We start from the raw sequence: 25,426 nt of genomic DNA on the forward strand, positions 1-25,426 counted from the left end.
GGGAGAGAACGACCATGAACACTTCGGAAAAACTGATCGCCACGGAACAGCGGCTCGGCGCCAACAATTACAAGCCGCTCGACGTGGTGCTGACACGTGGCGAAGGTGTTCATGTCTGGGATACCGACGGCAACCGTTATCTCGATTGCCTCTCGGCCTATTCGGCCGTCAACCAGGGTCATTGCCATCCGAAGATCCTCGCCGCTATGGTCGAGCAGGCGGGCAGGCTGACGCTCACCTCCCGCGCCTTCCGCAACGATCAGCTCGCCTATCTCTACGAAGAGCTTGCGGCGCTGACCGGCTCGCACAAGATCCTGCCGATGAACTCAGGCGCGGAAGCCGTGGAGACCGCCATCAAGGCGGTGCGCAAATGGGGATACGAGGTCAAGGGCGTGCCTGATGGCAAGGCGGAGATCATCGTCTGCGCCGATAATTTCCATGGCCGGACGCTGAGCATCATCAGCTTCTCCACAGATCCCGACGCCCGCACCGGCTTTGGCCCCTACACGCCGGGCTTTCGTACCATTCCCTTCGGCGATGCCGAGGCCTTCGAGGCTGCGATCAACGGCAATACTGTGGCCGCCCTGATCGAGCCGATCCAGGGGGAAGCCGGTGTCATCATCCCGCCGGCCGGTTATTTCACCCGTATCCGCGAGCTCTGCACTGATAACAACGTCACCCTCATCCTCGATGAGATCCAGACCGGCCTCGGCCGCACCGGCAAGCTGCTCGCCGAAGAACACGAAGACATCGAGGCCGACGTGACGCTGATCGGCAAGGCACTGTCCGGCGGCTTCTACCCGGTGTCGGCAGTGCTTTCGAATTCCGAGGTTCTCGGCGTGTTGAAACCCGGCCAGCACGGCTCGACCTTCGGGGGCAACCCGCTCGCCTGCGCGGTGGCGCGCACCGCCCTCAAAGTGCTCGTCGAGGAGGGGATGATCGAGAATGCCGCTGTCATGGGCGACTATTTTCTCGAAGGCCTGAGATCGATCCGCTCGAACATTGTCAGGGACGTGCGCGGCCGCGGCCTGATGATGGCCATCGAGTTGGAACCCGAAGCCGGCGGCGCACGGCAATATTGCCATGCGCTGAAGGAGCGCGGCCTTCTCGCCAAGGATACCCACGACCACACGATTCGCCTCGCTCCGCCACTGGTCATCACGAGAGAACAGGTCGATTGGGCGGTCTTGCAGATCGAAAAGACCATAGGCTGAAGTAAATCGGGGCTGAAAACCTTCGCAATCCCGTTCCCGATTTAGATTTGGGCAACACTCTTTCGCTAATGTCGTCGTAACCGTAACGATGCTTCGCCGAAAGCAAAGCCATCGCGTGGTGTGAAGGCAGGGCTCGTCAGCGCCAATGGTGGCGCACCCGCTCTGCCCTGGCTTACGACAGTTGGGAAGAATTCTATGGCCACGATCAATTCCACTAGCTTCAGCGGCGATACGCTCGAAATCATTGCCTTCCGCCTGCATGATCAGGAATTCTGCGTCAAGACAACGACCATCCGCGAAATCCGCGGCTGGGCGCCCTCGACGCCGATCCCGCATTCGCCGGCTGATGTCATCGGCGTCATGAACCTGCGCGGCTCAGTGATCCCGATCATCGACCTCGCCTACAAGCTCGGCATGAAGAGCACCGTCGCCAACGAGCGCAGCGCCATTGTTGTCGCCGAAGTTCACAGCATGGTCATCGGCATGCTCGTCGACCGCGTCTCGGATATTCTCACCATTTCGTCCAGCCAGGTCCAGCCGGTGCCCGAAGTGACCGCGTCCTTCGACCGCGCCTACTGCGAAGGCATCATCGCTTCCGAAAATGGCATGATCTGTTTCCTGAACCTTGCCAAGATGTTCAAGGAAAACGAGACGGATGAACTGGCGGCCTGATCGGCCGTTATCATTCGCAACTTGAAAGCCGCCCCACCGGGCGGTTTTTTATTGCCGCATCAAGCAAACTTGCTGTATCAACTCAATATTATTAGCAATTTCTTTTATACGTAATATTAACCACGTTCCCTCACCATGGTCGGGAAGCATACGGGTGACAAATCCGGCGCAGAGGGAACGATAACCGGCCATCGGTTCTTCCCGGCACCGGAATATCTCGCCCGTCCTCTCGCTTCTCCAGCCGAAACGGCAAACGCTGTGCACCTCAGAGGGAACAGGAATGTTTGGTCTTACCTCCGATTCGAAATACATTCTTGACGCCATCTCCAAATCGCAGGCGATCATCGAATTCGATCTCGATGGAAATATCCTCACGGCGAACGAGAATTTCTGTAACGCGCTTGGTTATCGCCTGAACGAGATCATCGGCAAACATCACAGCATGTTCTGCGAGCCGGCCTACACGGCGACCCCGGAATATCGCGCCTTCTGGGCCCGCCTTGGCCGCGGCGAATATGATGCCGGCGCCTATAAGCGTCTCGCCAAGGGCAACCGGGAGATATGGATCCAGGCGTCCTATAATCCCGTTTCAAAGGGCGGAAAACCGTTCAAGGTGGTGAAATTCGCCGCCGATATCACTGCCGCCAAAAAGCAGGCGGTCGAGGATGCCGGCAAGCTGGAGGCGATCTCGCGTTCGCAGGCGGTGATCGAATTCACCCCGAAGGGTGAGATCCTGACCGCAAATGAGAATTTCTGCAACGCCATGGGATATTCCCTGGCCGAGATCACAGGCAAGCATCACAGCATCTTCTGCGACCCCGCCTATGTCAGCACCGAGGATTACGGCAGCTTCTGGCGGCGCCTCGCCAACGGCGAGTTCATCGCCAACGAATTCGTCCGTTTCGGCAAGGGTGGCCGCGAAATCTGGATCCAGGCGGCCTATAACCCGATCGTCGATGCCGACGGCAAGGTCTACAAGGTCGTGAAGTTCGCAACAGACGTCACCCAACGCATGAGCGCGATTTCCCTGCTCGGCGTCGCGTTGCGGCAGCTTTCAAAAGGTGATCTGACCAGGACGGTGGATACATCCTTCGTCCCGTCGATGGAGCAGTTGCGCCACGATTTCAATACCGCGGTCAAAGGTCTCGCCGAAACGATGAAGACGATCGGCGAAAATGCCAGCGCGATCGCCGCCGGGTCGAGCGAGATCGGCGGATCGGCCGATTCCTTCTCCAAGCGAACCGAACAGCAGGCCGCATCGATCGAGGAGACCGCAGCCGCGCTGGAGGAAATCACCACCACCGTGAACGATTCCAGCCGCCGGGCCGATGAGGCGGGCCGCCTCGTCGCCATGACCAAGCTGGGCGCCGAACAGTCCGGTGTCGTGGTCCGCAACGCCGTCGCCGCCATGGACCAGATTGAGCAGTCCTCGCTCGAGATCACCAATATTATCGGCGTCATCGACGAAATCGCTTTCCAGACCAACCTTCTGGCGCTGAATGCCGGCGTCGAGGCGGCCCGCGCCGGCGAAGCCGGCAAGGGCTTCGCGGTGGTCGCCCAGGAGGTTAGAGAGCTTGCCCAGCGCTCCGCCAAGGCGGCCAAGGAAATCAAGGCGCTGATCAATACGTCGAGCAACCTCGTCAAGAACGGCGTCGGCCTCGTCGGCCAGACCGGCAAGGCGCTCGAGGAGATTGTCGCACAGGTCGGCGATATCGACGGCAACGTCGCCGCCATCGTCGAAGCCTCCAGAGAACAGGCAACCGGCCTCAAGGAAATCAACCAGGCGGTCAACACGCTGGATCAGGCAACCCAGCAGAATGCCGCCATGGTCGAGGAAAGCACCGCCGCCAGCCACAGTCTTGCCAGGGAAGCCGAGACGCTGCGCGTGCTGCTGGCGAGGTTCCGGCTGCCGGGCCAACCTCAGACCGCTGGCCGGCCCGAGATAAGGCATGAGGAGAGACAGGCCGGCTCCCCGGCGCTGCACCTCGTCTCACGTGTCGCAAAGGCGCATGGTGCGGCGGCAGCGACCGCCCAGAGCTGGGAAGAGTTCTGATCTCCGTCTTCCCCCGCATGCGCCGATCCTGATTACCGGACTTGGTTTGTTGCCGGCTCCGGCTTTCGGATCAGAGGAGCAGCCTGTAGCACCAACGCATCCAGGCCGTTCTCCTCATTCTCCAGAATTTCGAACAATTGCCGCCGCATGCGCGGCTCCCAGAATTTGTTGATATGGTTGGCGACACCCTCCACGGCTTCGTTTGCCGGCTGGCTCTTGAAGAAGGTGGCGATCTGGTTTGCCATATAGACGAGCTTGGTCTTGGTATCATGCGACATCGGCGATGTTTCCGGGCGAAATGCGGTGCGGGTGGGTGAAAATCTCGAAATCCTCGCCGCGCACCAAAGCGACGAGCGTCATGCCGGCCTCTTCGGCCGTGCGGATGGCCAGCGCCGTCGGCGCTGAAATGGCGATGAGCACGGGGCTGCCGAGAATGGCCGCCTTCTGCACCATTTCGACCGAAAGCCGGCTGGTGACGACGACGGCGCCGTCCCCGCCTCTTTTGCCGGCGCGGATGATGGCGCCGCAGAGCTTGTCCAGCGCATTGTGCCGGCCGACATCTTCGCGCACCGCCATCAATCCCCTGCCGGGAAGATAGAACCCGGCGCCATGCACCGCCCGCGTCTCGCGATGCAGCGGCTGCGCCTCGTTCAAAAGCGAAACGGCCCGCACGATATCCGCGTGCGACAGCGACAGCGGCGATGCCGAGACATCGGGCACCGGCCGCACCGCCTGCTCGATCGATTCGATGCCGCAGAGCCCGCAGCCGACCGGCCCCGCCATACTGCGACGCCGTGCCCGCAGCTGATCGGCGACATCGTCGACAAGGCTTACCTGCACATCGATGCCCTGCTCCCCCTCGATGACCTCGATGCCCGATATCTCGGCCCGCTCAGTGATGATCCCTTCGGTCAGGCTGAAGCCGACGGCAAAATCCTCGAGATCTGCAGGCGTTGCCATCATCACCGCATGCGAACTGCCGCCATAGGAAAAAGCGATCGGCACTTCTTCCGGCACGATGCGAGAGCCGGTGTGCATAATGCCATTGCGGCAAGCGGTTTCGGGAGCGGCGGCGGTGACGGTGAAGGTCATGATGCGCGTTCCTGCTGACAGAGCCGCCCCCGCATCATCACTCCGCGGCCTCGAGCTTGCCGGCAATGCGGCGCGCTTGCCGTGCCTGCTCGTCATATTCCAACTGCCAGTCGCTCGGCCCGTTGGAGGGCGAAACCTGCACCGCCGTCACCTTATATTCCGGGCAGTTGGTCGCCCAGTCGGAGAAATCGGTGGTGATGACGTTCGCCTGCGTATTGGGATGATGGAAGGTCGTATAAACCACACCGGGCGCCACACGATCAGTGATCAGTGCCCGGAGCGTCGTGTCGCCGGAGCGGCTGCCGAGCTTCACCCAGTCGCCATCGCGAACGCCGCGCTGCTCGGCGTCGTGGGGATGGATTTCCAGAAGGTCTTCCGCATGCCAGACGACATTCTCGGTCCGCCGCGTCTGCGCCCCGACATTGTACTGGCTGAGGATGCGGCCGGTGGTGAGCAGCAGCGGGAAGCGCGGGCCGGTGCGCTCGTCGGTCGCCACATATTCGGTGCGGATGAACTTGCCCTTGCCGCGCACGAAGCCGTTGACGTGCATGATCGGCGAGCCGAGCGGGTTCTTCTCGTTGCACGGCCACTGCACCGAGCCCATCTTCTCGAGGTAGTCGTAGGACACCAGGGCGAAACTCGGCGTCGTCGCGGCAATCTCGTCCATGATCTCTGACGGATGGGCATAATTCCAGTCGAGCCCCATCGCCTGGGCAAGCTTCTGGGTTACCTCCCAGTCGCCAAGGCCGTTGCGCGGCGACATCACCTTACGCACGCGGTTGATGCGGCGCTCGGCATTGGTGAAGGTTCCGTCCTTCTCGAGGAAGGTCGAGCCCGGCAGGAAGACATGGGCGTAATTGGCGGTCTCGTTGAGGAAGAGGTCCTGCACGACGACGCATTCCATCGCCGCGAGCCCGGCCGCCACATGTTTGGTATCGGGATCGGACTGGAGAATGTCCTCGCCCTGAACGTAAAGCCCCTTGAACGAGCCGTCGACCGCCGCATCCAGCATGTTCGGAATGCGCAAGCCCGGCTCATTGTTGATTTTCACGCCCCAGAGCTTTTCGAAGATATCGCGCGTCGCATCGTCGGAAATGTGCCGGTAGCCCGGCAGTTCGTGCGGGAAGGAGCCCATGTCGCAGGAACCCTGCACGTTGTTCTGGCCGCGCAGCGGATTCACGCCGACGCCGGGACGGCCGATATTGCCGGTAGCCATCGCCAGGTTGGCGATCGCCATGACCGTGGTCGAGCCCTGGCTGTGTTCGGTGACGCCGAGGCCGTAGTAGAGCGCGCCATTGCCGCCCTTGGCATAGAGTCTTGCCGCACCGCGCAGATCCGCCGCCGGCACGCCGGTGAAGATTTCCGTCTCTTCGGGACTGTGCTGCGGTTCGGCGACGAAGGCGGCCCAGTCCTCGAATTCCGACCAGTCGCAGCGCTCGCGGATGAACCTCTCGTCATAAAGCCCTTCGGTGACGATCACATGCGCCAGCGCTGTCATGACCGCGACATTGGTGCCCGGCTTCAGCGGCAGGTGGTAGGAAGCCTCGATATGCGGCGACCGGACGATATCGGTGCGGCGCGGATCGATGACGATGAGCTTGGCCCCTTGGCGCAGCCGCTTCTTCAGCCGCGAGGCGAAGACCGGATGGCCATCCGTCGGATTGGCGCCGATGATGACCACGACATCCGACTGCTCGATGCTGTCGAAATTCTGTGTGCCGGCCGAAGTTCCGAATGTCTGGCCGAGACCGTAGCCGGTCGGCGAATGGCAGACGCGGGCGCAGGTATCGACATTGTTGTTGCCGAAACCGGCGCGGACCAGCTTCTGCACCAGGTAGGTTTCCTCATTGGTGCAGCGTGAGGAGGTGATGCCGCCGATCGCCTCGCGGCCGTATTGGTACTGGATCCGGCGGAACTCCGACGCCACATGTGCGAAGGCCTCGTCCCAGCTCACCTCCCGCCAGGGATCGCTGACCTTTTCGCGGATCATCGGGTTGAGGATGCGGTCCTTGTGGGTGGAATAGCCGTAGGCAAAGCGACCCTTGACGCAGGAATGGCCGCGATTGGCCTGGCCGTCTTTCCACGGCACCATACGCACCAGTTCCTCGCCGCGCATCTCAGCCTTGAAGGAGCAGCCGACGCCGCAATAGGCGCAGGTGGTGACGGCCGAATGCTCGGGCTGGCCGATCTCTATCACCGACTTCTCCGTCAGCGTCGCCGTCGGGCAGGCCTGGACACAGGCGCCGCAGGAGACGCATTCGGATTCGATGAAATTTTCGTGCGCGCCCGATGAAACGCGCGAGCCGAAACCACGTCCCTCGATCGTCAGCGCAAAGGTTCCCTGCACTTCTTCGCAGGCACGCACGCAGAGCGAACAGACGATGCACTTGGAGGGATCATAGGTGAAATAGGGGTTGGACTCGTCCTTCGGCATCCATTTCAGATTGATATCGCCGTTGTTGCGCGCCTTGACGTGGTTGTCGCCTTCGTAGCCGTAGCGGACGTCGCGCAGGCCGACGGCGCCGGCCATGTCCTGCAATTGGCAATCGCCGTTGGCCGCGCAGGTCAGACAGTCAAGCGGATGGTCGGAGATATAAAGCTCCATCACGCCGCGGCGGATGTCCTTCAGCCGCCCCGTCTGGGTGTGCACGACCATGTTTGCCGCCACCGGCGTCGTGCAGGAGGCCGGCGTGCCGGCGCGGCCCTCGATCTCGACGAGACAGAGCCGGCAGGAGCCAAAGGCGTCGACCATGTCGGTGGCGCAGAGCTTCGGCACTTGGATGCCGGCCTCCATCGAGGCGCGCATGATCGAAGTGCCTTCCGGCACGCTGATCTGCTGCCCATCGATAGTGAGCGTCACCATGGTTTCGGATTTCGAAGCGGGAGTGCCGTAGTCGATTTCATGGATGAGTGACATGGTCGGCCTCCTGTACGGATATGGAATTGAGCAAGTCAGGGCGTGCGGCTGTAACTTTGAAGGACATCACTCAGCCGCCTCCACCATCGGCGCCGGCGAAAAATCCTCCGGGAAATGCGTCATGGCGCTCATGACCGGATAGGGGGTGAAGCCGCCGAGTGCGCAGAGCGAGCCGAATTTCATCGTATTGCAGAGATCGGCCAGCAGCGCCCGGTTCTTCTCCGGCTCGATGCCCTGCGCGATCTTGTCGGCTGTCTCGACGCCGCGCGTCGAGCCGATGCGGCAGGGTGTACACTTGCCGCAACTTTCCACCGCGCAGAATTCCATGGCGAAACGCGCCTGCTTCAGCATGTCGGCCGTCTCGTCGAAGACGACGATGCCGGCATGACCGATGAGCCCGTCTTTGGCGGCGAAAGCTTCGTAATCGAACGGCGTGTCGAACAGCGCCCGCGGGAAATAGGCCCCGAGCGGTCCGCCGACCTGCACGGCTTTGACCGGTCGTCCCGTTGCCGTGCCGCCGCCGATCCTGTCGACGATATCGCCGAGCGAAAGGCCGAAAGCTGTTTCGTAAAGACCGCCATATCGCACATTGCCGGCAATCTGCAGCGGGATCGTGCCACGCGAGCGGCCCATGCCGAAATCGCGATAGAAGGCGGCGCCCTTCTCCATGATGACGGGCACGGAAGCGAGCGAGATCACGTTGTTGATAACGGTCGGACAGTTAAACAGCCCTTTATGCGCCGGCAATGGCGGCTTGGCGCGCACGACGCCGCGCTTGCCTTCGAGGCTGTTCAGCAGGGCTGTCTCCTCGCCGCAGACATAGGCGCCGGCGCCGGTGCGTACCTCCATATCGAAGACGCGGCCGGAGCCGAGCACCGACAGGCCGAGTATCCCGGCCTGCCGGGCGATGCCGATGGCCGCGGTCATCACAGCGATCGCATGCGGATATTCCGAACGCGTGTAGACGAAGCCCTTGGTGGCGCCGGTGGCAAGTCCCGCGATCGCCATGCCCTCGATCAGCACGAAGGGATCGCCCTCCATGATCATCCGGTCGGCAAAGGTGCCGCTGTCGCCCTCATCGGCGTTGCAGACGATATATTTGCGGTCGCCGCCAGCATCGAGGACGGTCTTCCATTTGATGCCGGTCGGGAAACCCGCACCGCCGCGTCCGCGCAGGCCGGAATCGGTGACTTCCTTGACGATATCGGCTGATGCCATCGAAACGGCGCGGCGAAGGCCGGCAAGGCCGCCATGCGCCTCGTAATCCGCCAGCGAGAGCGGATCGATGACGCCGCAGCGGGCGAAGGTCAGGCGGGTTTGTCCTTTCAGGAACGGGAGGTCTTCAACCTCCCCGAGACAGAGCGGATGATCGCCGCCATTGAAGATCCCGGCGTCGAACAGAGCAGGCACATCCCCAGCCTTCACCGGTCCGTAGCCGATGCGCTTGCCGGCGACTTCGACCTCAACAAGCGGCTCCAGCCAGAACATTCCGCGCGAGCCGTTGCGCACGATCTCGGCATCGAGGCCGCGGGCGGCGATCTCCTGGGCAATCGCCTTTGCCACCTTTTCGGCCCCGAGCGCCAGCGCTGCGGCATCGCGCGGAACATATATCCTGACCGTCATCGGCGTGCCTCCGCAACGAGTTCCGCCGCCATCTGGTCGTCGATCCGGCCATAGACCTCGCCGTCGAGCATCGCCGACGGGGCGCAGGCGCAGAGCCCGAGACAGTAGACCGGCTCCAGCGTCACGCTGCCGTCGAGCGTCGTCTGGTGAAAATCGATGCCGAGCAGCGTCTTGACGCGCTCGGCCACCGCATCTCCGCCCATCGACTGACAGGCCTCGGCACGACAGAGCTTCAGCACATGCCGGCCGGCGGCATGGTCGCGGTAATCATGATAGAAGGTCACCACGCCATGCACTTCGGCGCGGGAGAGGTTCAGTTCCTCCGCGATCACAGGAACGGCTTCCCGCGGCACATAGCCGAATTCTTCCTGAACCTCGTGCAGAATGGGAAGCAGCGGCCCTTCGAGGAAGCGAAGATCGGCGATGATGGCACGAGTGCGCGCGGCAATATCGCCTTCGGCGATATGAATGGTCATAAGGCAGCCCTCCCGACGGCTTGCTCGTTGCGGAATGGCGGCCTCCTCCAGCCTGAGTGCTATTCCTCGGGCAGCATCTCAAGGAAGCCGCTGGCGATCAATAACGCTATCACGTCGATTGATAGGTTTTTCCTATCAAAGTTCCTCGTCCTGCACGAGCACTCTGGCTTCGTGCAGCAAGGCCGACACGAGCGGCGTAAAAGGTTCGCGATAAGGCGCAACAAGGCCGACCAGATGATGCGCCTCCGGCTCGACGATCGGGATCATGCGGATTTCCACCGGAAAACCAAAAGATTTGGCGACATTGCGCGGCATGATGCTCGCCCAGCGTCCGGTCCGAACATGCGAGAACAGCACGATCATCGAATTGGATTCGAGGGTCGGATGCACGGTTGCGCCTGCCTCCGTCAGGTGCCGATTGATGATTCGGCGGTTCTGCATGTCGGCCGTCAATAGACAGAGCCGAAGATCGCCGACCTCCTTCCAGGTCACATTGTCGCGATCCGACAACGGGCTGCCTGCAGCCGTGATCAGATGATAGCGCTCGGCATAGAGCGGAACGCTCGTGACACGGCCGAGCGGCTCGTTTTCGAGATAGGTGATGCCGGCATCGATTTCGAGGTTTTCGAGCATGCTCAGCACCTGCAGCGAATTGCGCGAGACAATCGAGAAGGTCACGCCGGGATGCCGTTCCTGAAACGGCGTGGTGATGCGCGACAGCATGGCGAGCGCCGTCGGAATGGCGGCGAGGCGGATGTGGCCGGAAAGGCCGCGGCGGGCGGCGCGCATTTCCTCGCGCATGGTGCGGGCGTCGCCGACGATGCGCCTGGCCCATTCGAGCACGCGCTGCCCCTCCGGCGTCAACCCCTGGAACCGCGAGCCGCGCTGCACCAGCATGACGCCCAATTGATCCTCAAGCTGCCGGATGGCGGCCGAAAGGGTCGGCTGCGAAATCCCGCACTCCTCGGCGGCGCGGCCGAAATGTTTTTCATTGGCAAGGGCGATGAAGAATTCCAGCTTGTCGATCATCCGGTCTCCCGCGACATTTCGCGTCCGGCCTTATCTTCGACGTAGCAGCCGTGCTCCGCAAGGGCGGGTCGCCAAAGCGCGTCCCGATCTTTCAGATTCGCTTCTCGCGCTTTGGGTCTTTATTGTCTCGTATGTCACTATCGCAGACCGCCGCACAGTTTTGCGCGACGTGCTTTAAAAGTTTTCTGCAATCGGAAAAAGATCGAACAGCGATTCGAGGAAGGCGAGCACGCTGACATTGCCGATGCTGTAATATACCAGCCTGCCCTGGCGGCGCGTATTGACCAGGCCTTCGAGCCTCAAACGCGCCAGCTGCTGCGAGACCATTGCCTGCTGTATACCGAGAATATGTTCGATTTCACTGACCGTCCGCTCCTCGCTCGCCAATATGCAGAGGATGAGCAGTCGGGTCTGGTGCGCCAGCGCTTTCAACAGGTCGCTCGCTTCATGGGCTTTTCCAGCGAGTGTGTGCAATTCCTGGCCGGTCATCCCCGGCTTGGGTTTGGGCAACGGCATTCGGTATCTCGAAGGGAGGCGATGGGTAGATCAGCACAATAGCATATTCGCACAATCGAATTCGTCAAAATGACGAAATGCCAAAAAAGGTCCAAGCAAATCAGCAGATAAGCTGACCGCCATTGATCTCGATCACCTGGCCGGTGATGTAGCCCGAGAGCGAGGGAGCCGCCAGGAAAAGATAGGCGGGAGCACAATCCTCCGCCGTGCCGAGCCGTTGCAGGGGGATGGATTTTCTCGTCTGCTCCAGCTTTTCGCGGGAGGAATAGCGCTCGTGGAAATCCGTCTCGATCGTTCCCGGCGAGACGCAGTTGACGCGGATTGCATCCGGGGCAAGCTCGCGGGCAAGCGCCTTGGAATAGGTCGCAACAAAGGCTTTCGAGGCCGAATAGATCGAGGAGCCGGGGCTGCCGCCGGTCAGCGCCGAAATCGAGACGGTGTTGACAATGGCGGCGCCCTCGGCCGCCTTCAATGCCGGCAGCAATGCGCGCGTCAGCGCCACCACCGACGTCTGGTTGAGCCGTATGACCGCCTCATATTCCACATCGGTCAGCGTGGCGGCGGGGAAACGGCCAAGCATGGTGCCGGCATTGTTGACGAGCACGTGCACCCTGTCGAAGAAAGCGAGAACATCTTCTGCAAATTGCGACGCCCCGCCGACGGCAGAGAAATCGGCATGCAGCAGCAGCGCCCGTCTTTCTGATTCAGCCGTCAGCAGAAAATCCGGCAGATCCCGTCCCGGCTTGCGCCCGGTATGGACGATCACCTTCGCGCCGCAGTCGAGAAACTGCCGGGCGACTTCGAGACCGATGCCGCGGCCGGCGCCGGTCACGACGACATTGCGATTTTCGAACAGTCTGGGATGAAACACGAGCCGTCCTCCTCGCGGACAGTGCCGCCGGTTGCGCCACTCGCCCTTAACATATGAGCGCGCCGACCGAAAGAAAGGCAGGCGTCGATCTTTCCCGGGGAAGACCAGGGTTTAGTTTTCGGTCTCCAGAAGCCGCGCGCCCGGTCCCTCCTTGCCGAGCCGGTCGCAGGGATTGCGCAACGGACAGCTTTCAATCGACAGGCAGCCACAGCCGATGCAGCCGGTCAGACGGTCGCGCAGCAGGCTCAGCCGCCTGATTCGCGCGTCGAGATCGTCTTTCCAGAGTGCCGACAGGCTCTGCCAGTCGGCGATCGTGGGCGTACGCCCCTGCGGCAGGGATTCGAACGCCGCCTGGATTTCCGAAAGCGGAATGCCGACACGCTGCGCCACCTTGATGATGCCGAGCCGGCGCAGCACATCGCGCCCGTAGCGGCGCTGGTTGCCGCGGGTGCGAATGCTCGAAATCAGCCCCTTGGTTTCGTAGAAGTGCAGCGCCGAGACGGCCAGGCCGCTGCGCTCCGCCACTTCGCCGACCGTCAGCAGCTTGCCGAGCGGCGTTGCCGGAATTGTATCCATCGCCTCTTGACCTCAAGATTAGTTGAGGTCTTATAAGCCTTGCTCCAGCAATCGTAAAGCCCAATCGCGAGAAGGAGCGACGCATGAAAACATCCATCAGGCTGGCGGTGATCTACGGAAGCACAAGAAAGGGCCGCATCTGCGACCGGGTGGTCAAATGGCTGACGCAGGAGCTCGTCCGCTTCCCGCAATTCGAAATCGACATCATCGATCCACTGGATTTTGCGCTGCCGCCCGACCGCGACATGGCGCACCCCGAAATCGACAGGCTCGCCGGGCGGCTCGGCATGGCCGACGCCTTCATCATCGTCACGCCGGAATACAATCACAGCTTCAGCGCCGCGTTGAAATCGACCATCGATCTGTTTTTCGAGCCCTGGCAGGGCAAGCCGGTCGCCTTTGTTTCCTATGGCGGCATCTCCGGTGGCTTGCGCGCGGTCGAGCAATTACGGCTCGTCTTTGCGGAACTCCATGCCGTCACCGTCCGCGATTCGGTCAGCTTTTCCGCGCCATGGAGCCGCTTCGACGTCGCCGGACGGCTTGACGATCCGAGCGACGCTCTGCACACGCTCGACCGGATGATGGCGCGGCTGGAATGGTGGACACGGGCGCTCATTGCCGCGCGCGGCGATCATCCCTACGCCGATATCGCCGCCTGAAACGAAGGGCTCCGGTTCCGTTCCCGGCAGGTACGGAACCTCTGGGGACACCCGGACAGGACTTCCGTCCGGGTGTTTTCCGATCATGCCAGCCTCATCCCGACCATGCGGACGGGTTGGCAATTTTTGCGGTTGCGGGAAGAAAACCCCGGTGGTAGTTTCCGCGCCGATTAACAGGGGAGCTCCGTATTGCCGGGGCTGAGATGCGAGGCGCAGGCTTCCGGACCCTTCAAAGCTGATCTGGGTAATGCCAGCGGAGCGAGGTTCAGATGTTTTCAGGCGCACAAGTGTCACTCTATCCGATGTCCGGCAATTTCGTCGGCATCATTCTCGATGCCGTCAAGGCGCTCGATCCCTATCGCGACCGGCTGCGGATCGAGACCGACGACATCTCCACACTGCTGGTCGGCCCGCCTGACATTCTCTTCGCCGCCATGCACGATCTTTTCGCCGCCGCCGCCCGGACCGGCGAGCATTGCGTGCTGTCCGCCGCCGTTTCACGCGGCTGCCCCGGCGAGCCCGACGACGCCATCTGCGGGGTCAACCCCGCCCTCGGTCAGGCAGAACCGCTTGCCGACCGTATAACGGCAGGACTTGCCGCCGTAGAAACCACTGCCGAAACCGGGCAGCCGACCGCTGCGCAATTCTCGCTCTATGTCATGGGAACCGGGACCCATATGGACGAGATCTATGGCTGCATCGACTTCCTGAAACGCTCCGGTACCTTCGACCGCGCCAAAAATTTCTGCACCAGGCTCTCGGGCGATGCCGGTGCCGTCTTTGCAACCATTCGTGAAGCCTTTTATTGCTTCGGCGACCCGGAGGGACATGTGACCCTCGATATCACAGTGTCAGCCAATAGCCCGACGAAAGCCTGATCGAACGCTGATGACAACGCTACCACCATCGGATTCGCGTCTTGCCGCGCTCCGCGCGGCTCTCTACCGGAGCATACCCGCTCTGCTCGCCGGCTGCGCCTTTTTGGCAGCCTGGGAGCTCTATGTCGATCTCTCCGGGATCAAACCGTCCATCCTGCCGGCGCCGTCGCGCATCGTCATCCAGGGCTGGCTGAACCGCGAGGCGCTGATATCAAACACCTGGCCGACGCTGGGTGCGACACTCGGCGGTTTCGCGCTGTCGCTGGCCTTCGCCTTCGTCTCATCGATCCTGATGGATTTCATGCCCTTCATGCGCCGGGCATTGCTGCCGATCTTCATCGCCAGTCAGACCCTGCCGCTGGTGGCGATCGCCCCCCTCGTCGTCCTCTGGTTCGGTTTCGGCCTGTTGCCGAAGGTCCTGCTGGTGGCCCTCGTCACCTTCTTTCCACTGCTCGTCGCCCTGCTGCAGGGCTATGAATCGACCGACCGCGACATCGCCGAATTGCTGAACTCGATGAAGGCGAGCCGCTGGCGCATTTTCCGTCTGGCACGGTTTCCCTCGGCGCTGCCCTATTTCTTCGCCGGCCTCAGAATCTCGATCACCTATGCCGTCGTCGGCGCGATCTTTGCCGAATATGCCGGCGCCGCCCGCGGCCTCGGCATCTATATCCTCAACGCCAAGAACAATTTCCGCCCCGATCTGGTGCTCGCCGCCGTCGTCGTCAGCGCCGTGCTGACACTCTGCCTCTTCGGGCTGACGTTATTGATCCAGCGCCTGGTCATGCCCTGGCAGCCATCCGGGGAGCGGCGGCGATGAACAAAACAATGCTTGAACTCGGCAATATCTCGAAGTCCTTCGACGGCATGAAGGTGCTGGGCGATATTTCGCTTGCGGTCGCAGACGGCGAGTTCGTTTCGATCGTCGGCCCGTCCGGCACCGGAAAATCGACGGTGCTGCGATTGCTGACGCAGGCGCTGCGCCCCGATTCCGGCACCATGCTTTTCAACGGCGTGCCGCTGGAACAGGCGCCGCATTCCTTTGCCTTCATGCCGCAGCGCGATGCGCTGATGCCCTGGCGCCGGATCATCGACAATGCGGCACTCGGCCTCGAGGTGAAAGGCATGAGCCGCCGCGCGGCCCGCGCCACTGTGGCGCCTTTGTTCGAGAGCTTCGGTCTTGCCGGCTTCGAACACCACTATCCCTCCGAACTCTCCGGCGGCATGCGCCAGCGCGCCGCGCTGCTGCGCACCGTCGTCCAGACCCAGGACATGCTGCTGCTCGACGAGCCCTTCGGCGCGCTCGACGCGCTGACGCGCACGCAGATCCAGGAATGGCTGCAGGGCATGTGGACCGAACACCGCTGGACGGCACTGCTGATCACCCACGACGTTCGCGAAGCGGTGTTCCTCTCCGACCGGATCTACGTGCTTTCGGCCCGTCCGGCGCGTATCATCCGCGAATTCCGCGTTCCCCTGCCCCGCCCGAGAAGCATCGCCGACCTCGGCTCGCCGGCGGCCCAGGCGATTGAAACCGAAATCCTGCAAACCCTGCTTCATCCGCTGCAACAGGATGATTTTAGGCCGGCCGGCCTAAAATCTGAATCCTGTTCTAATTTAAAGAGTTAGAGCATGATGCGTCCGAAAACCGCTCATACTTTTCGGCATCATGCTCCAGAGACCTGAGGAGGTCACCATGCTGCTTCTCACCCGCCGCCAGACGATCGTCGCCGCCATCGCGGCAAGCCTCGCCGGCCGCACCGCCTTCGCCCAATCGGCGCCCGCAAAGGTCCGCATCGCGCTCGACTGGACGCCCAACACCAACCATATCGGCATCTATGTCGCCAAGGCCAAGGGCTTCTATGAGGCGGCCGGACTCGATGTCGAAATTCTTCCCTTCACCGACACCAGCGCCGGAACGCTGGTGTCGAACGGCGTTGCCGATTTCGGCATCAGCAGCGAGATCGAGACCCTGACCCAGCGCGCCGGCGGCGGTGACGTGAAGATGGTCTATGGCGTCGTTCAGACGGAAACTGCGCGGCTGATCTTCAAGGGCGGACGCGACGACATCAAGAGCCCCAAGGATCTCGACGGCAAGACCTATGGCGGCTTCGGCGGCACCTGGGAGAGCGCGCTGATCTCCGCGATGATCCGCAATGACGGCGGCAAGGGCGAGGTCAAGACCGTCACCCTCGGCACCTCCGCTTACGAGGCGCTGGACAATGGCTCGATCGATTTCACGCTGGAGATCTACACCTGGGAAGGCATCGCCGCCGAGTTGGAAAACCGGAAGATCGGCCGTTTCCACTATTCCGATTATGGCATTCCCGACGAGCAGACGACGGTCATCGTCTCTAGCGACGCCTATCTCTCGGCAAACCGGGAACACGCCCGCGCCTTCATCCAGGCCACGCGAAAGGGCTATGCCTACTCCGTCGACCATCCCGACGAAGCCTGCGACCTGCTGATCTCCGGAAGCAACGGCGCACTGATGAATACGGACCTGGTAAAAGCCTCTCAGAAGGCATTGATCGAGGGGCACTTCCTGAAATCCGAGGCCGGCGTGATCGGTAAGCTCGACCCGGCAAAGGCCGAGGCCCTCGGCGGCTTCCTGCTCGAGAATGGCATTCTGGTCGACGCGAATGGCGCCGCGCTTAAGGAGAAGCCGGACTTTTCCACCTATTATACCAACGAACTTCTCGACTAAGCCCAACGCCTGCCTTGCCCGTCGCAGCTTTCCGCTGCAAAGTCTGAGACCCGGAGCATGATGTCGTCCGAAAACCGCTCACGCTTTTCGGCATCATGCTCCGGGCAGGGCGGGAGATAAGATGCGACAACAGCAGAGACTGGCCGGGGCGGACTTTCTGCGCGCGACGGCCTGTCTGCTGGTGTTTGCCCATCATCTCGCGCTGCGGCTGGATATGCGCAGAATTCCCGACGAACTGGGGCCAACCGCAAACATCCTCCGCTTCGGCAATTTCGGCGTCGCCATCTTTTTCGTGCTCAGCGGCTTTCTTCTTGCCCATCCCTTCTGGCGCGCGCTCGACGACGGCAGCAACATGCCGAGCCTCCGGCATTACACGATCCGCCGGGCGGCGCGCATCGCTCCGGGCTTCTGGTTCGCCGCGACCATCAGCTTCGCCCTCAGCCTGACGCTGCTGGCCCTGCCGCTGACGCCGGAGCTTGCGCTCCGCTACCTCTCCGGGCTGCTGTTCATGAGCCAGTGGCATTGGCGCACCTTCTTTCCTGTCGAAGGCGACGGCCCGCTTTGGTCGATTCCCTTCGAGGTCACCAGCTATGTGCTGCTGCCGCTCTGCTTTTTCCTGCTGTTTCGTTTGCCCGTCCTCAGGCAGCGTCCGTTGCTCGCCCGCTTCGCCTGGCTTTGCGTCATCACAGGCGTGCTCCTGGCCCATCTGCTGATCCTCACCCTGTTTCCGCTCGACGACATCGGGCGCGGCTGGCAATACGGCCTCCAGGGCGGGGCGAAGGAATGGATGCCGCGCTATAATCCGATCGGCTTCTTCGCCATCTTCGCCCTCGGCGCGCTGGCCGCCGGGGTCGAGGTCGTGCTCCCCAAAAGGCCCTCCGCCTGGTTCGATGCCGCGGCGCTGCTGGCCCTCGCCATTGCCGGCTACCGCCTCGTCATATCGCCCGGCGGCACCCCCGAAGCTTATGGCTGGCTCGAAATCCCCTACGGCTTCCCGGTTTTTCCGCTGGCAATCGCAACGGCGCTCGTTTCGCTCTGCCATTCGCGATACCTGGGCAGGCTGCTCGACAATGCTCCTGTCCGCTACATCGCCAGGATCTCCTTCGGCATCTATATCTGGCAGGAAATCATCCTGATATCGATCCAGAGGCTCGATCCGGGCTCGTTCGGCGCTGCCTCGGAAAATGTCGTCATCGGCTGGCTGCAGTCCTGCGGGCTGGCGGCAGCGCTTGTGCTGCTGGTTGCAAACCTCAGCTACACCCTGCTGGAAAAACCGGCCATCACTGTCGGAAACCGCCTGACATCCCGCCAATCCAATCGGGCTACTCCTTTCAAAGTATAAATCTCCCGACACCTCAACTAGAGGCATTAAGGTTAACGCGCAATACTCCCATTTTTGGTTTCTTTAGGGTTACGGAATTCTTATTTATCCCGATGACAAACGATACGTGACCATGTATCTGTCTCTGTGCAGTTCAGTATCGCATCTTGTGGGCCTTGCGTAATGAATGCTTTTACTTCGAAGACGAATTCACGCTTCGACCCGTCTCAGCGTCAGGACAAAACCAGGTCCCTGGTTATCGCGAATTCCAACATTCGCCAGCCCGATAGCTTTTCCCTTGTTGAAAGAAAGATGGCTGTGCAGCTCAGCGTGAAGCGTTTGATCGACATCGTCGCCTCGGTCAGCGCCCTCATTGTGCTGGCGCCGTTTTTTCTGGCGATCGCGCTCTTCATCAAGCTCGACGACGGCGGGCCAGTGCTTTTCCGCCAGATTCGCTGGGGACTGAACGGCCAGAAGATCACGGTCTTCAAGTTCCGAACGATGCGCGCCGAAGCTTGCGATCCGAGTGGCATCCAACAGACGGTCAAGGGCGACAGCCGGGTGACAGGCATCGGTGCGGTGCTCCGCAAGACCAATATCGACGAACTGCCGCAGCTTCTGAACGTCCTCAGGGGCGACATGTCGCTGGTCGGCCCGCGCTGCCACGCCATCAACATGCGGGCAGCCGGCCGGCTCTACGAAGAACTGGTGCCCGACTATCATCATCGCCACATCATGCGTCCCGGCATTACCGGTCTTGCGCAGACACGCGGATGGCGCGGCCCGACGGCGCGACCGCTTCAAGCCCGCGCCCGCATCGCCTGCGATATTTACTATGTCAGGAATTTCAGCCTGCTGCTCGACTTGAAGATCCTGCTCAAGACGATCGCTATCGAGCTGCGCGGCGGCACCGGCTTCTGAGATATCCGCCATCGCTGCCAGAGATAAGCGGTCCTGGCGCCGCCCGATGGGCGCTCTCTGCCGTATGCCGACAGATAAATGAACACAAAAAAGGCGGCTGTTGCGGCCGCCTTTGATCGTCGCAGTCGGTTGCCGATCAATCCTGTTGGACGATGCCGCTCAGATGCGTCATTTCCATGATGAAGTGCTCGAGCTTCGACTTGTGCTCGTGCAGCTCCGCATGTTCGAGTTCCTTGCGGGCGGCCTCGATTCGGCGGGTCAGTTCGTCCTTGTGGAGCTCCTCGACCGGAACGGCGGACTCGGCAAGCAATGTGCAGCCGGTCGGCAGGATATCGGCAAAACCACCGAACACCACATAGTCCTGCTTCTTGCCGGAAGCCGAACGCACGCTCACGACACCCGGCTTGATCGTGGTCATCGTCGGCGCATGGTGCGCCATCACGGTCATTTCGCCTTCAGTCGCGGGAATGACGACCTCGGTCACCATCTCCGACAGCAGCAGACGCTCCGGCGAAACGAGCTCAAAGTTGAAATTGTCAGCCATCAGTGACTTACCTTCTCGGCTATGGCTTTCGCATCTTGCAATTTAGTCCCGCAGAACGGGCAGTGCATTATCGCTTGGTCGAGATAACCGAGGCCTTCCTCGCTCTGGATCAGCCCCACCACCATCATCAGCACGCCGTTATCGGCGCGATAGATGGTCGGCGCTGCCGGCTCCGGAAGAGCCGCCACGACCCCTTTCAGGGAGTCGCAGCAGAATATCTCGTCCAGCGCGTCGCTCATTAAGCAGCTGCGAGCTTCTTGGCCTTTTCGACCGCTTCTTCCATCGAGCCGACCATGTAGAAGGCGGCTTCCGGCAGGTGATCATATTCGCCGTTGACGAGGCCCTTGAAGCCCTTGATCGTGTCTTCGAGAGCAACCAGCTTGCCCGGCGAGCCGGTGAAGACTTCGGCGACGAAGAACGGCTGCGACAGGAAACGCTCGATTTTGCGGGCGCGGGCAACAGCGATCTTGTCCTCTTCGGACAGTTCGTCCATGCCAAGGATGGCGATGATGTCCTGCAGGGCCTTGTAGCGCTGCAGTGTCGACTGGACCTTACGGGCCACTTCGTAGTGCTCTTCGCCGACGACCATCGGGTCGAGCATGCGCGAGGTGGAGTCGAGCGGGTCGACGGCCGGATAGATGCCCTTTTCGGCGATCGAGCGCGACAGAACCGTCGTTGCGTCAAGGTGCGCGAACGAGGTTGCCGGCGCCGGGTCGGTCAAGTCGTCGGCCGGAACGTAGATGGCCTGAACCGAGGTGATCGAGCCCGTCGTCGTCGTGGTGATGCGTTCCTGCATCTGGCCCATGTCGGTTGCGAGCGTCGGCTGATAACCGACGGCCGACGGGATGCGGCCGAGCAGAGCCGACACTTCGGAACCTGCCTGGGTGAAGCGGAAGATGTTATCGACGAAGAACAAAACGTCCTGGCCCTGGTCGCGGAAGTGTTCGGCGACCGTCAGGCCGGTCAGGGCGACGCGGGCGCGGGCGCCCGGCGGCTCGTTCATCTGACCGTAAACAAGTGCCGCCTTCGAGCCCTCGCCGCCGCCATGCTTGTTGACGTTCGATTCGATCATTTCATGATAGAGGTCGTTGCCTTCGCGGGTGCGTTCGCCGACGCCTGCAAAAACCGAGTAACCACCATGCGCCTTGGCGACGTTGTTGATCAATTCCATGATCAGAACGGTCTTGCCGACGCCGGCGCCGCCGAAGAGGCCGATCTTGCCGCCGCGTGCATAGGGAGCGAGAAGGTCGACGACCTTGATGCCGGTGACGAGGATCTGCGCTTCCGTCGACTGCTCGACATAGGACGGCGCATCCTGGTGGATGGCGCGCTTGTGAGCGGTAACCAGCGGACCTGCTTCGTCGACGGGCTCGCCGATGACATTCATGATGCGGCCGAGCGTCTCGTTGCCGACCGGAACCAGGATCGGAGCGCCGGTGTCGGCGACTTCCTGGCCGCGGACCAGACCTTCGGTCGAGTCCATCGCGATGGTACGGACTTCGTTTTCGCCAAGGTGCTGCGCAACTTCGAGAACCAGACGGACGCCGTTATTGGTGGTTTCCAGCGCGTTCAGGATCTTCGGCAGTTCGCCTTCGAACGCAACGTCGACGACGGCGCCGATAACCTGGGTGACTCTGCCGACAGAGCCGATCTTGGGGGTAGCTGCCTCAGCCATTTTCTGACCCTCTTTTCCTAGCCTCAGAGCGCTTCCGCGCCCGAAATGATTTCAATGAGTTCCTTGGTGATCTGCGCCTGACGCTGGCGGTTGTAGCTCAGCGTCAGCTTATTGATCATCTCACCGGCATTACGCGTCGCATTGTCCATAGCGCTCATCTTGGCGCCCATTTCGCCTGCGACGTTCTCGAGGAGCGCGCGGAAGATTTGGACGGAGATGTTGCGCGGGATCAGATCTTCGAGGATCGATGCCGGATCCGGCTCATATTCGTAGACGGCGCCTGCATGGGCGGCATCTTCGTTCTGCACCGCACCCGTCGACGCCGGGATGAGCTGCTGCGCCGTCGGGATCTGGCTGATCACCGACTTGAACTCGGAATAGAACAGCGTGCAGACGTCGAATTCGCCGGCGTCATACATCTCGATGATGCGCTTGCCGATCTGGTCGGCATTCTCGAAGCCGATCTTCTTGACGTCGCGCAACTCCTTGCGCTCGATGATCAGCGAAGCGAATTCGCGGCGAAGGATGTCGTAACCCTTCTTGCCGACGGTGAAGATCTTCACCGTCTTGCCTTTGGCAAGCAGCCTGCGGACATGTTCGCGGGCGAAACGTGCGATCTGCGAGTTGAAGCCGCCGCAGAGACCGCGTTCGGCCGTGCAGACCACCAAAAGGTGAACCTGGTCCTTGCCGGTGCCGGTCATCAGCGTCGGTGCGCCGTCCGCGTCGGTGACGGCCTTGGCGATGTTCGCCAGAACCGCACCCATGCGCTGCGAATAGGGACGCGCGGCCTCGGCCGCCTCCTGCGCACGCCGAAGCTTCGCCGCGGCGACCATTTTCATCGCCTTGGTGATCTTCTGCGTCGCCTTGACGGAGGCGATCCGGTTTTTCAGATCCTTAAGTGAAGGCATCCGTGATCCGTCCTAACTTAGGGCCTGATTACGAGAAAGACTTTGCGAAGCTATCGAGAGCAGCGGTGAGCTTGCCCTTGATATCGTCGCTGATTGCCTTTTCCGTGCGGATCGCGTCGAGGATGGCAGAGCCTTCCGAACGCAGATATGAGAGGAAGCCCTGCTCGAACTTGCCGACCGAAGCAACCGGCAGCTTGTCGAGATAGCCGTTGACGCCTGCAAAAATCACAGCGACCTGCTCTTCCGTCTTCAGCGGCGAGAACTGCGGCTGCTTCAGGAGTTCGGTCAGGCGTGCGCCGCGGTTCAGCAGGCGCTGCGTAGCAGCGTCAAGATCCGAACCGAACTGGGCGAAGGCGGCCATTTCGCGATACTGGGCGAGTTCGCCCTTGATCGAGCCGGCAACCTGCTTCATCGCCTTGATCTGTGCCGCGGAACCGACGCGGGAGACCGAGAGACCGACGTTCACGGCCGGGCGGATGCCCTGATAGAACAGGTCGGTTTCAAGGAAGATCTGGCCGTCGGTGATCGAGATGACGTTGGTCGGAATAAAGGCCGACACGTCGTTGCCCTGCGTTTCGATAACCGGAAGAGCGGTCAGCGAGCCGGCGCCCTGGTCGTCGTTCATCTTCGCAGCGCGCTCGAGGAGACGCGAGTGCAGGTAGAAAACGTCGCCCGGATAGGCTTCACGGCCCGGCGGGCGGCGCAGCAGCAGCGACATCTGACGGTAGGAAACGGCCTGCTTGGAAAGGTCGTCGTAACCGATCAGCGCGTGCATGCCGTTGTCACGGAAATATTCGCCCATGGCGCAGCCGGCAAACGGTGCCAGATACTGCATCGGAGCCGGATCGGAAGCGGTGGCGGCAACGATGATCGAATACTTCAGCGCGCCGCGCTCTTCGAGCACCTTGACGAACTGGGCGACGGTCGAGCGCTTCTGGCCGATGGCGACGTAGACACAGTAGAGCTTTTCGCCTTCCGGACCGTTGTCGTGAATGGCCTTCTGGTTGAGGAAGGCATCGAGCAGGATCGCGGTCTTGCCGGTCTGGCGGTCGCCGATGACGAGCTCGCGCTGGCCGCGACCGACCGGGATCAGCGCATCGATGGCCTTGAGGCCGGTCGACATCGGCTCATGAACCGACTTGCGCGGAATGATGCCCGGAGCCTTGATATCGACGCGCGAACGACGCGTCGCGTTGATCGGGCCCTTGCCGTCGATCGGATTGCCGAGCGCGTCGACGACGCGGCCGAGCAGTTCCGGACCAACCGGAACGTCGACGATGGCGCCGGTCCGCTTGACGGTGTCGCCTTCCTTGATGTCGCGGTCGGAGCCGAAAATAACGACGCCGACATTGTCGGATTCAAGGTTCAGAGCCATGCCGCGGATGCCGCCGGGGAACTCGACCATTTCACCGGCCTGGACATTGTCCAGACCGTAGACACGAGCGATACCGTCACCGACGGAGAGAACCTGGCCGACTTCCGAGACTTCTGCCTCTTTGCCGAAATTTTTGATCTGGTCTTTGAGAATTGCGGAAATTTCCGCGGCGCGGATATCCATCAGCCAACCTCTTTCAATGCGAGCTTAAGGGTAGAGAGTTTGGTACGAAGAGACGTATCAATCTGACGGGACCCGACCTTCACGATCAGACCACCAAGAATTGACGGATCAACCGTGACGGCAATCGTCACGTCTTTGCCGGTAACGCTCTTGAGTGCCACCTTCAATTCGGTTTCCTGCGCTTGCGACAGCGCATGCGCCGAGGTGACCTCGGCGGAGATTTCACCGCGATGGTTCGCGGCGATGATGCGGAAGGCCTTGATCATGCCCGGCAGGGCGAACAGGCGGCGGTTGCGCGCCACGACCTTCAGGAAATTGGCAAAGAAGCCGCTGATGCCGGCCTTCTCGCTGATGGCGACGATCGCCTTCAGCTGGTCTTCAGCGGAGAAAACCGGGCTTGCGACGAAGCGCTTCAGATCGGCGCTCTCATCCAGCATCGCCTGGAAACGGTCAAGATCGGCGGTTACGCTGTCGACGGCGCCCTGCTCGAGCGCCAGATCGAAAAGCGACGAGGCATAGCGCTCGGCAACACCAGATGTAAGCTGGGACGTGTCTGCCACTGGCACAAATTTCCCTGATTTCAACCCAAAATCCGGCTCTCGGCGGGCGCCGAACCTATGATCTTGAATTCGTTTTGATTTCCCCCAGAAATCACAAGAGAAGCCTCTTGCTTCTTCCGAAATTCGGGGTCCGTCTAACATAGGATGTTCGGACTCGCAACACGCGTAATGCCCGAATACGCCTTTCACATGAATTTCTGTTCGCAAAATTGCGCAATGGCCTGAAAGCAGGCCACAGAAGCCGTCTGCCGGCAGCAAGAGTCACGTCTGGATGAAACCGAAAGCGTAGAGCAGCGGTAGCGCGGCCAAAGCGATTTGCACAACCAGGAGTAAATAGTTGACGATATTACTCCCCTTATCGGACAGGATCGAGATGATACGGGCAAAGGCCGCCATCGCGAAAGAGGCGCCGAGCGCCATGTAGATCCAATCCTGGGCGAGCATGATCGCCGACAGACCGAAGCCGAGATAGAAACCGCCCATCGAGCGTCCCTCACCGAAGCCTTCCGGCCGTCCCTCCTGCGCCTGCAGACCGAGAAGACGGAAAGTATGGCCCGGCGCGAACATCATGATGAAGCCGGCGAGCGCCGTGAAAGCGGCGGCGCAAAAGGCAAGCTGCTCGCCAAGCTCGGTCGGAAAATAAAACTCCATGCGTCAGC

General features: G+C 61.4%; 26 protein-coding genes and 1 riboswitch. Of the genes, 10 read left to right on the plus strand and 16 right to left on the minus strand.

What is annotated here, in order from left to right; all coding sequences use genetic code 11:
• The first annotated feature begins 14 nt into the window (after nt 1–14).
• The 3 genes from rocD (at nt 15) to PO860_RS18830 (ending at nt 3,939) form a co-directional block, all read left to right on the plus strand.
• A complete protein-coding gene (gene rocD, locus PO860_RS18820) occupies nt 15–1,214 on the plus strand; it encodes an ornithine--oxo-acid transaminase (protein WP_272783637.1) in 1,200 nt (399 codons plus the stop codon).
• Nucleotides 1,215–1,409: 195 nt separating this feature from the next.
• Nucleotides 1,410–1,886 (plus strand): chemotaxis protein CheW, encoded by a 477-nt coding sequence (locus PO860_RS18825; protein ID WP_088677608.1) that lies wholly within the window; start codon nt 1,410–1,412, stop codon nt 1,884–1,886.
• Between the two features lie 280 nt (nt 1,887–2,166).
• A complete protein-coding gene (locus tag PO860_RS18830; RefSeq protein ID WP_273884497.1) occupies nt 2,167–3,939 on the plus strand; it encodes a methyl-accepting chemotaxis protein in 1,773 nt (590 codons plus the stop codon).
• Nucleotides 3,940–3,971: 32 nt separating this feature from the next.
• Here PO860_RS18830 and PO860_RS18835 read toward each other — a convergent pair whose 3' ends face one another.
• The 9 genes from PO860_RS18835 to soxR form a co-directional block, all read right to left on the minus strand.
• Complete coding sequence (locus PO860_RS18835; protein WP_273881443.1) at nt 3,972–4,217, minus strand: formate dehydrogenase subunit delta; 246 nt, start codon at nt 4,215–4,217, stop codon at nt 3,972–3,974.
• A complete protein-coding gene (gene fdhD, locus PO860_RS18840; RefSeq protein ID WP_273884496.1) occupies nt 4,207–5,031 on the minus strand; it encodes a formate dehydrogenase accessory sulfurtransferase FdhD in 825 nt (274 codons plus the stop codon). The genes PO860_RS18835 and fdhD overlap by 11 nt, the downstream gene beginning before the upstream one ends.
• Before the next feature lie 37 nt (nt 5,032–5,068).
• Entirely contained in the window at nt 5,069–7,948 is a 2,880-nt protein-coding gene (fdhF, locus tag PO860_RS18845; RefSeq protein ID WP_273881442.1) for a formate dehydrogenase subunit alpha, read from the minus strand.
• Nucleotides 7,949–8,014: 66 nt separating this feature from the next.
• Complete coding sequence (locus PO860_RS18850; protein ID WP_273881441.1) at nt 8,015–9,571, minus strand: formate dehydrogenase beta subunit; 1,557 nt, start codon at nt 9,569–9,571, stop codon at nt 8,015–8,017.
• On the minus strand, nt 9,568–10,047 hold the full coding sequence (locus PO860_RS18855) for a formate dehydrogenase subunit gamma (protein ID WP_272783634.1): 480 nt from the start codon (nt 10,045–10,047) through the stop codon (nt 9,568–9,570). The genes PO860_RS18850 and PO860_RS18855 overlap by 4 nt, the downstream gene beginning before the upstream one ends.
• 135 nt (nt 10,048–10,182) lie before the next feature.
• Nucleotides 10,183–11,076, minus strand: a complete 894-nt coding sequence (locus PO860_RS18860; protein ID WP_003589869.1) for a LysR family transcriptional regulator — start codon at nt 11,074–11,076, stop codon at nt 10,183–10,185.
• A 174-nt stretch (nt 11,077–11,250) separates the two neighbouring features.
• Entirely contained in the window at nt 11,251–11,592 is a 342-nt protein-coding gene (locus tag PO860_RS18865; RefSeq protein ID WP_272783633.1) for an ArsR/SmtB family transcription factor, read from the minus strand.
• A gap of 100 nt (nt 11,593–11,692) precedes the next feature.
• The gene (locus PO860_RS18870; protein WP_273884495.1) at nt 11,693–12,463 is read right to left on the minus strand and encodes an SDR family NAD(P)-dependent oxidoreductase; all 771 of its coding nucleotides are present in this window, start codon (nt 12,461–12,463) and stop codon (nt 11,693–11,695) included.
• Between the two features lie 111 nt (nt 12,464–12,574).
• Nucleotides 12,575–13,039: a redox-sensitive transcriptional activator SoxR gene (soxR, locus tag PO860_RS18875; RefSeq protein WP_183608663.1), complete on the minus strand. Its 465-nt coding sequence runs from the start codon at nt 13,037–13,039 to the stop codon at nt 12,575–12,577.
• An 83-nt stretch (nt 13,040–13,122) separates the two neighbouring features.
• Between soxR and PO860_RS18880 the strand changes: the two genes are divergently transcribed.
• The 7 genes from PO860_RS18880 (at nt 13,123) to PO860_RS18910 (ending at nt 19,522) form a co-directional block, all read left to right on the plus strand.
• Entirely contained in the window at nt 13,123–13,698 is a 576-nt protein-coding gene (locus PO860_RS18880) for an NADPH-dependent FMN reductase (protein ID WP_273884494.1), read from the plus strand.
• 165 nt (nt 13,699–13,863) lie between these two features.
• Nucleotides 13,864–13,977, plus strand: a riboswitch (TPP riboswitch).
• Nucleotides 13,968–14,576: a YkoF family thiamine/hydroxymethylpyrimidine-binding protein gene (locus PO860_RS18885; RefSeq protein ID WP_272783631.1), complete on the plus strand. Its 609-nt coding sequence runs from the start codon at nt 13,968–13,970 to the stop codon at nt 14,574–14,576. (Overlaps the previous riboswitch by 10 nt.)
• 10 nt (nt 14,577–14,586) lie before the next feature.
• Nucleotides 14,587–15,393: an ABC transporter permease gene (locus tag PO860_RS18890; protein ID WP_183608661.1), complete on the plus strand. Its 807-nt coding sequence runs from the start codon at nt 14,587–14,589 to the stop codon at nt 15,391–15,393.
• Entirely contained in the window at nt 15,390–16,202 is an 813-nt protein-coding gene (locus tag PO860_RS18895; protein ID WP_273884493.1) for an ABC transporter ATP-binding protein, read from the plus strand. The genes PO860_RS18890 and PO860_RS18895 overlap by 4 nt, the downstream gene beginning before the upstream one ends.
• A 67-nt stretch (nt 16,203–16,269) precedes the next feature.
• Complete coding sequence (locus PO860_RS18900; protein WP_273884492.1) at nt 16,270–17,280, plus strand: ABC transporter substrate-binding protein; 1,011 nt, start codon at nt 16,270–16,272, stop codon at nt 17,278–17,280.
• Nucleotides 17,281–17,401: 121 nt separating this feature from the next.
• A complete protein-coding gene (locus tag PO860_RS18905; RefSeq protein WP_273884491.1) occupies nt 17,402–18,622 on the plus strand; it encodes an acyltransferase family protein in 1,221 nt (406 codons plus the stop codon).
• Between the two features lie 162 nt (nt 18,623–18,784).
• The gene (locus PO860_RS18910; RefSeq protein ID WP_272783626.1) at nt 18,785–19,522 is read left to right on the plus strand and encodes a sugar transferase; all 738 of its coding nucleotides are present in this window, start codon (nt 18,785–18,787) and stop codon (nt 19,520–19,522) included.
• Nucleotides 19,523–19,658: 136 nt separating this feature from the next.
• Here the strand turns inward: PO860_RS18910 and PO860_RS18915 are convergent, their stop codons facing one another.
• The 7 genes from PO860_RS18915 to PO860_RS18945 all read right to left on the minus strand — a co-directional run bounded on the left by PO860_RS18915 (nt 19,659) and on the right by PO860_RS18945 (nt 25,418).
• The gene (locus tag PO860_RS18915) at nt 19,659–20,066 is read right to left on the minus strand and encodes a F0F1 ATP synthase subunit epsilon (RefSeq protein WP_183608656.1); all 408 of its coding nucleotides are present in this window, start codon (nt 20,064–20,066) and stop codon (nt 19,659–19,661) included.
• Complete coding sequence (locus PO860_RS18920; protein WP_183608655.1) at nt 20,066–20,305, minus strand: hypothetical protein; 240 nt, start codon at nt 20,303–20,305, stop codon at nt 20,066–20,068. The genes PO860_RS18915 and PO860_RS18920 overlap by 1 nt, the downstream gene beginning before the upstream one ends.
• Nucleotides 20,305–21,741, minus strand: coding sequence for a F0F1 ATP synthase subunit beta (gene atpD / locus PO860_RS18925; protein ID WP_183608654.1), 1,437 nt, complete (start codon nt 21,739–21,741; stop codon nt 20,305–20,307). The genes PO860_RS18920 and atpD overlap by 1 nt, the downstream gene beginning before the upstream one ends.
• 23 nt (nt 21,742–21,764) lie before the next feature.
• A complete protein-coding gene (locus PO860_RS18930) occupies nt 21,765–22,649 on the minus strand; it encodes a F0F1 ATP synthase subunit gamma (RefSeq protein ID WP_275037941.1) in 885 nt (294 codons plus the stop codon).
• 28 nt (nt 22,650–22,677) lie between these two features.
• A complete protein-coding gene (gene atpA / locus PO860_RS18935) occupies nt 22,678–24,207 on the minus strand; it encodes a F0F1 ATP synthase subunit alpha (RefSeq protein WP_183608652.1) in 1,530 nt (509 codons plus the stop codon).
• A complete protein-coding gene (locus PO860_RS18940) occupies nt 24,207–24,773 on the minus strand; it encodes a F0F1 ATP synthase subunit delta (protein WP_003589849.1) in 567 nt (188 codons plus the stop codon). The genes atpA and PO860_RS18940 overlap by 1 nt, the downstream gene beginning before the upstream one ends.
• 255 nt (nt 24,774–25,028) lie before the next feature.
• Nucleotides 25,029–25,418 (minus strand): AGROH133_08824 family phage infection protein, encoded by a 390-nt coding sequence (locus tag PO860_RS18945; protein ID WP_272783623.1) that lies wholly within the window; start codon nt 25,416–25,418, stop codon nt 25,029–25,031.
• Nucleotides 25,419–25,426: the final 8 nt, after the last annotated feature.

The organism is Rhizobium binxianense (assembly GCF_028994275.1).
Lineage (GTDB): Bacteria > Pseudomonadota > Alphaproteobacteria > Rhizobiales > Rhizobiaceae > Rhizobium > Rhizobium binxianense.